This window comes from Bifidobacterium sp. SO1, from assembly GCF_018555335.1.
Classification (GTDB): domain Bacteria; phylum Actinomycetota; class Actinomycetes; order Actinomycetales; family Bifidobacteriaceae; genus Bifidobacterium; species Bifidobacterium simiiventris.
In genome coordinates this window covers 1-1,480 of the sequence record NZ_JAFEJR010000046.1, presented here as the reverse complement: position 1 = coordinate 1,480, position 1,480 = coordinate 1, and the positions used below count along the sequence as shown (strand labels likewise).

General features: G+C 60.1%; 2 protein-coding genes. Both read left to right on the top strand.

Features of this window, described 5'->3' with window-relative positions; genetic code table 11:
- The first annotated feature begins 64 nt into the window (after positions 1-64).
- Positions 65-580, top strand: coding sequence for a helix-turn-helix domain-containing protein (locus JS541_RS14585; RefSeq protein WP_214375205.1), 516 nt, complete (start codon positions 65-67; stop codon positions 578-580).
- Entirely contained in the window at positions 580-1,434 is an 855-nt protein-coding gene (locus JS541_RS14580) for an IS3 family transposase (RefSeq protein WP_214375206.1), read from the top strand. The genes JS541_RS14585 and JS541_RS14580 overlap by 1 nt, the downstream gene beginning before the upstream one ends.
- Positions 1,435-1,480: the final 46 nt, after the last annotated feature.

Genomic DNA, 1,480 nt, shown 5'->3' with positions numbered 1-1,480 from the left:
TGAACCGCACCCTGATTGTTGGACTGGAGTAATTCAGATTCGATAATCGGAGGTGCGGTTTTTTATGTCTGGGGACCGTAGACGTCATTATGATGACGAGTTCAGGAAGATCGCGTTGGCGTTGATTCGTCAAGGTGTCGGGAGCAATGCCTTGGCCAGACGGGTTTGCATGCCGCGGCAGACAGCGGAAAAATGGGTGTTGTTATACCGGGTCGGCGGGGAGGCGGCACTCATGGCGGAACGTGGCGGTAACAGAACATACGATTACGAGACAAAGCTCGCCGCGACACGCGATCATGTGGAGTGTGGTCTGACGAAGGTCGAGGTCATGGCGAAGTACGGGATCGCGAGCGTCTCCCTGTTGGAGCGTTGGTGTCGCGAATACCGTGCGGGAGGCCCGGAAGCGTTGCTGCCGAAACCGAAAGGCAGGCCCAAGGGCGCGAAGTCCAAACCGAAACCGGCTCCCACGCGCGAGCAGCTCCTTGAAGAGGAAGTCACGTACCTCAAAGCGAAGGTCGCGTACCTGGAAAAAGTCCGGGCCCTGCTGGCGTCGAAGTCACCAACCGGGACAAATCGGTGATTGTCTCGGCGCTGGCGGGGCTGGGCCATCCGCTCCGGTGCCTGTTGAAGGCGTCGGGGCTCGCGAGGAGCACGTACTATTATCTTCTCTCGCATCCGGCCCATGTCACCCGGCCGGATATAGAGTCGACGGTCGCCGGCATTTTCCGGCGTACGCCCAACGGGTGCGGCCACCGGCAGATCCGCATGTGCCTCGTGCACGAGTTCGGCATGCGCGTGAGTCACAAAAGCGTGCTGAAGGTCATGCGCCGCATGAACCTGGAATGCCGGATACGACGCCCGAACCCGTACCGCAGATACAGTTCCTACAAGGGCGACACGGGCGTCAAGGTGCCGAACCTGTTGGAACGCGACTTCACGGCCGACCGCCCGTGGGCCAAACTAGGCACGGACGTCACCGAGTTCAAGATCACCGGCGGCAAGGCGTATCTGGCACCCATATACGACATGGGCTCCAAGGAGATCATCGCCTGGGATATAAGCCGGCATCCCGACCTCGCCCAGCAGCAACGCCTGCTCGCCATGCTCGAGACCCGCCTGCCAGCGGGCGCCGATCCCATACTCCACTCCGACATGGGCTGGCAGTACCAGCACGACTGGTGGAGAAGCCGACTGACGGAGCTGAACATCCGCCAGTCCATGAGCAGGAAGGGCAACTGCATCGACAACGCCGCGACCGAGCAGGTGTTCGGTCACCTCAAGGACGAGTTCTACACCGGCCGAGAGTTCTCCTCATACGAGGAGTTCAAGGCCGGGCTAGACGCGTACATCATGCATTGGAACACCAAACGAAGGCAGAAACGACTTGAGGGACACACCCCGGAGGAATTCCGGAATATGTCCCTCACAGCCTGATCAGGTACCCTTAATAAACCACGTCCAACTTCCGGGGCGCAGTTCA

Bases quoted from the DNA above. Each gene is read 5' to 3' on its own strand.
- JS541_RS14585 (WP_214375205.1), top strand. From the start codon at position 65: ATGTCTGGGGACCGTAGACGTCATTATGATGACGAGTTCAGGAAGATC.